At 28.2% G+C, this 5,696-nt stretch carries 6 protein-coding genes; all 6 read right to left on the bottom strand.

The window, feature by feature from the left end; genetic code table 11:
- Window positions 1-1,153, bottom strand: a 1,153-nt coding sequence (locus ACI3VO_RS04345) for a type IV secretory system conjugative DNA transfer family protein (protein WP_439756747.1), incomplete at its 3' end; no start/stop codon positions are given.
- The gene (locus ACI3VO_RS04340) at window positions 1,128-2,045 is read right to left on the bottom strand and encodes a hypothetical protein (RefSeq protein WP_439756746.1); all 918 of its coding nucleotides are present in this window, start codon (window positions 2,043-2,045) and stop codon (window positions 1,128-1,130) included. The genes ACI3VO_RS04340 and ACI3VO_RS04345, both read right to left, overlap by 26 nt.
- 76 nt (window positions 2,046-2,121) lie before the next feature.
- A complete protein-coding gene (locus tag ACI3VO_RS04335; protein WP_439756745.1) occupies window positions 2,122-2,475 on the bottom strand; it encodes a hypothetical protein in 354 nt (117 codons plus the stop codon).
- Between the two features lie 28 nt (window positions 2,476-2,503).
- On the bottom strand, window positions 2,504-3,016 hold the full coding sequence (locus ACI3VO_RS04330) for a hypothetical protein (RefSeq protein WP_439756744.1): 513 nt from the start codon (window positions 3,014-3,016) through the stop codon (window positions 2,504-2,506).
- The gene (locus ACI3VO_RS04325; RefSeq protein WP_439756743.1) at window positions 3,013-3,399 is read right to left on the bottom strand and encodes a PrgI family protein; all 387 of its coding nucleotides are present in this window, start codon (window positions 3,397-3,399) and stop codon (window positions 3,013-3,015) included. Before ACI3VO_RS04325 ends, ACI3VO_RS04330 begins: the two co-directional genes overlap by 4 nt.
- 3 nt (window positions 3,400-3,402) lie before the next feature.
- Entirely contained in the window at window positions 3,403-4,266 is an 864-nt protein-coding gene (locus tag ACI3VO_RS04320; RefSeq protein WP_439756742.1) for a hypothetical protein, read from the bottom strand.
- Between the last annotated feature and the right edge of the window lie 1,430 nt (window positions 4,267-5,696).

Genomic DNA, 5,696 nt, shown 5'->3' with positions numbered 1-5,696 from the left:
ACGTACTATCTGTATCAGAACTGCATAAAAAGATTGCTACTTTCTTTTTAGTAGCCAAATCTTCTAAATGTAATTCATCTTTATCAGATAAAATTTGTCTAGCTTCTTCGATATCTAAGCAGCTTAACATAGAACTTAAAGTTGTTAATACATTAGCTCTAGTTTTATCTTTATTCATCTTGAAATTTCCATAACATCTGCTGCTTAAACTGTTAGGTTTCTGTTTACAGTTTATTTCAAATATCTTATCAAAATCAGATTTTAAAACACGTCCTTTTGCATCTGTTTTTTCCTCTGCCATTCTCAATAGATCATTAACAAATGGCAGATTGCATTGTTCAGGATATATCTCTCTTCTTTCCCATATAAAAGCAATGCATGCTGTGATCAAATTTTCTTTTGCGCTCTTCCAAAAACTATCTTCTGAACTCTTTCCGCCATCTCCTAAAGCTTCGCTAAGCATTTTTGCTATTGATAAAATGTCACTCTCTTTTCTTATATAAGCAAGTGGATTGAAATGTAATGAATTAGTCATATTTTTAGTATTAAATACTCTTACATCATATCCTTTATCCATTAAATGCTTACCATGAGTTATTAATATTTCACCTTTAACGTCATTTACAACTATACATTCTTCTCCAACATTCAATAGATTTGGAGAAATATACTTGAAAGTCTTACCTGAACCTGCTGCTCCAACTACCAAAGTATTATTGTTAATTCCAGTTTTCTCATTATCCATAGAGATCTGAAGATTTTGAGTGAATATTATATTTTTAGTTGGATCACTATCTCTATATTTCTTCATATCATTAATATCTCCCCATTTATTAGAACCCTTTTGTTCATGATCGGGTAATGTTATAGTAGTATCAACACTTATAATTAAAATTTTCATTCCTAAAGCCATTAAAGCAAGCAACAAAAATAATAAATATCGTATGTCATTAGGAATGAAAAAAGGGGATAAAATTGAAGAAAAATAACTTGAAAATAAAGATAAAAATTCATTAAATGTTCTTGGAGCATTTAAATTTATATAGGCTCTTAAACCTTCTGATGATACAAAAAAGAGAAGTATAAATAGGATTACAGTAGATTTTATTTTATTTTTCTTTCTTTCTTTAGCTCGTTCTTCTGGAGTCTTCATATTTACTTCCTCCTGAATTATTAGTCAATAGATTAATAAATTTTTCTATTTCGATACTTTGTATAATCTGCATTCTATCATATGGGTATATACAGCTATTAAACGTATTTAAAATATTTAAATTTTCCTGCACTTCAAATGCTCTTATACCTTTTTGCCTCAACTTCAAAATTAACTGATTATTTAACTTTTTTAATGAATCAATTTTCTTATCATGTACTAATATCTTAAATTCACTTTGTATAATTTCTTCATTATTCAGTTTATCCTTAAATTTTTCTATATTCCTTTTAATAAATGGATTTATATTACTTTTTTCAAATTGTCCATTTTGCTGCATCTTTAAAATAGTATTAATAATAAAAAGCTGATCTAGTTTTTTAAAATCAGCAGATAACCATATATCTTCTTTTTCTAAAATAGGTTTTAAACTTATGAAATCTTTTGATATTATAGATTCAATTGTATTAATTGAATAATATCCTTTATCAGTTTCTATTGTAGTTCCATCAGCTTTAAATTTATAAGGAGCTATTTCTTTCTTTAGCTGTGTGTGTTTAACTTTATCTATATTTTCAATTTTACGCATTTCTTCATTTGTATAAAATGATTTATATAGCTTTAGAATTTCTTCTGTATCTAGCTGTTCTGCATAAATAATATGTTCATTAGTGTTAACATTAGAATTTTGAAAAAAATAATATACATCTTCATAAAAATTAAATAAAAATTTGTACCAATTTTTATGATTAATATCTTTTACTATTTCTTCTATTTGCTCAAATTGTATTTTATAAACTTCAATAAATTCCTTTTTATATGTTAAATTATCATTCTTTATAGGCAATAAATTTATATTTCTGTAAAATTTCTTTTTTTTAATATTCTTCATAATATTTAATCTCCCTATTCTATAAAAGAGCAGTGCATTTTAGCAAACTGCTCTTTTATAGAGTTATTTTTTTATTTTATGAAATATAATTTTTAAAGATTTGAGCGGCTGAACCAACTACTACAGCACCTAAACCTGCTGCAACTTCTATAGTTGCCTTTTGTTTAGCTTCACCATCTTGAGATCTTAATCCCTGGAAGAAAGTATATGCTCCCCAAAGTGCTGCCATTGAACCACCTGCAATAAATATTGTTGCTGCATATCCTATAATATTTTTTAATGATTCAGACACATTTTTCATATTCTCTAATTCTAACTTTCCTGCTTCTGCATAAACCGGATATGAAATCCCTAATATACTACCAGCAATTAATGATGTTTTAATTATCTTTCCCTTTACATCCATTATTTTTTCTTGAATCTTTTTCATATTATATGACCACCTTTTATATAAAATTTTAAAATAAAAATGAAAAACAACTTTGAGCTACTACTATAGTAGCTAATCCTCCACCTATCAATTTAATGGATTTATCTCTTGCTTCTCCGCTTTGATCTTTTAGTGACATCATAAACATATATGAACCCCTAAGAGCTGTCATAGCTCCTATAAATTTTAAAAACAATGCTACAACTGATAATAATGTTTCAAATGCATCATAATTAGCTATATCACATATTGCACATAATAAAGGGTAAGATGTAATTAATAAAAAACCTGCACATATGCTTTTTAAAGCCCTCTGTTTATTTTCTTCATGTTCACTTGCCATTGATAAAAACATATCTGCACATCCAATCATCAATACTAATGCTCCTGCTCCTTTTACCCATATATTAAATAAATTAACCAATTCTTTTGCTCCATCAATAGAACCTATATCTGCTTGTGTATTAGCAAATACTATTACAGGAAAAAATAAAATAAAAATAGCAGTGAATATTAAGATTTTTTTCTTAGAAGTAATCATTCTTTCTTCCTTCTTTTTCTTTTTTTATTTTCTTCTAAGTCATATTTAATACAAGCTTCCTCTAATTCAGCTAAGGAATTATGGTTTCTATAAATTCTTGCATTTAATTGAAATGAATTATTAAATTTTATATAAATATATTCATTAAAAGAAAATCCCAAAGGTTTCCAGAATCCCTGTGCAATAATAGGTATACCTAAAATTAACATAGGAATTATTATTGCTTGTCCTAAAACCTTATGAGTAAGAATTATAATTATTGCTTCAACTGCTATACATAAAATTAAAGAAATTATTTGCCTTATAGTAAAAGAACCAATGTCTTTTGGTTCATATTCTCTTATGTCTTCATTAACTGGAACTTCTATACTTATAAAAACCACCTCCTAAACTAGCATTTTAGCTATTGTTTCTGATTTAGCAATTATAAGAATTAAGCATATTGAAAGAATTGCTATAACTCCAAACATTCCAAATATTCCATCTGTATAAAATCCACTTATATCTTCTGCATTATTAACAATGCAGTATTTATACAGAGCAATTGCTCCTATCATTATTGCTCCCTGCAAACTAAGTCCCAAAATATTTTTTATATATTCTTTGATCCCTTCAAAACCATAAAAAGGAATTTTAGCTAATGCAATGCCAGAAAACATTGCTATTATATAAATCTTGAAAATTCTGGCTATTGATATTATCATAAGCATTATTGCTAATCCCCAAAAAAATATACCGAAAAAAAATTTTGTCTCAATATATCCAATAAAACACTCAAAGCTGTTAGGAGTACCATCAAGTCCTAATCCAGCTAAATATTGCTGTTTTGCTGCATCAGTAAACAAAGAACTTAAATTGTCTCCATCTAATTCACCTATTCCATCATTGGTCAATTTTGTTATTTTAACTCCAAATGAATATATCCAATACATAAAGCTTGTAGAATAATCTATTAGTCCTTTCGTAATACACAGCCTTAAAAGAATGGTTATTATTTTTTTAAAGTCACCTTTAAGCGTCAGCCCTTCTTTAATTATAGCTAGATAAGCATATATAACAGCTATACATACAGCTACAGCAGATATTGTTATGCTTATTTTGTCAGACAGTTCCCAGAACCTAACCCATATTCCTGTCTTGGGATTAAAGGTTAATAAATCAACTATACTTGATACCGTTGAATCAAAGTTCTTTATCGTTTCCTCAAGAGCTTGAGTAACATCATTTGTAGTAAATGTAAAAAAAGACATCTAACCTCCCCCTATTTTATTAAATTATTATTCCTACCACTTCCTTTACTTTCCTCTATATACATATATTACCATTTAGTAGCCGAAATGTCAATAAATACTTTCAGTTAAAATTGACTAAATCATTGATTTCTATTGAACTTAAAAAGATTTTTAATGTTCAATATGAACACTAATTATTATGTAATTTAAAATGATATTTCGTACATTAAGGGGTCTATCACCCCTTAATAATCCCCGTCTATCAGCCTTTGTTGTCTAACTACGAAAAAATAAATAATTATAATATTTATAATACTTGCGATACTTCGTTGACAAGTCGGCTGATTATTTATCAAGATCTTCTATTTATTACTTATCTGATATAATTATTGTTAAAGAATTTATTTAATTTTTAAATAATATAGGATATAATATATTTTATAAGTGTGGAGCATAAACCCCTTCGATTACCCGTTTTAATTTTTAGTAGCGACCTGTTGACTTATACTAAGGAACAGTTACGCTTACAGGTTGTTAAGGAAAACGGCTAATCTCCCCCCCCGACACTACCATGATTTTTTTAAATTTATAGTAGTATCAGGTGGAAGTTTAGGATTTTTACGCTCCATAGGAGTTTAAGGTATCCGTGTAACTCGCAAGTATTACTACTTGCCATATTTCATACCGGCACAAGCCTTTATCAAAACTTGCTTTTGGTAAACGGTCAAGGTCTGCCTTCAAACACCGTAAGTAATTAACTTTCATATGCCTCCCCTCTTATTAGTTTTATATGTGGAGTAGCTCAAGTTCCACAATCTAATAAGCGACAGGACGGTCAACACCGATTTGCAGAACTGCTCATCTGCAAATCACTCTTTGAATTTTGTTTTATCCAATACAGGAATAGCTGTTTCTTAACAGCTATGAAATGCGCGGTTATGCGTTAGTGTTCAACCTAACAGCCCCGCCACGCTCTAACCGTGATTCCTCCGAGTCTTTGGGATTAATTACCTTCCCTCCACAATGTGTTTATACCATCTCGAAAAGGTTGTTTTATAGTGATTTTCCTCTCAACACTACTTGAATTATTAAATTCAAGATTTTATTATTCATTTTTCTAACAAAAAAAGCCTTACGTGTAAACCAATCACACATAAGGCTTAAAAATCTTTACAAATATTCTTGTATTTCATATAATTATTTGCTAAAATAACTATATGAAATATAGTAACTTTATCTTGTATTGCTAGTACATTTTAAAGTAACTATGGATCGTAAAAAGTTTTCGCTGTATGTTGGTATTGCGCTACCTTCATGCTTCTACATTTCAAAGACGGCAATCAATGAAATGATTGGAAACTTTTTAAAAGATTTTATCATAAATGATAAAATCTTTTTTTATGTTAAATTTTAAAAGTTCAATTTGATATTTCTATTTTAATATTTTT

The sequence above is a fragment of the Intestinibacter sp. genome (assembly GCF_051866655.1).
In the GTDB taxonomy this organism is placed as follows: Bacteria; Bacillota; Clostridia; order Peptostreptococcales; family Peptostreptococcaceae; genus Intestinibacter.
Note: the sequence above shows the minus strand (reverse complement) of the source record. Positions and strands in the feature narration are given on the sequence as shown.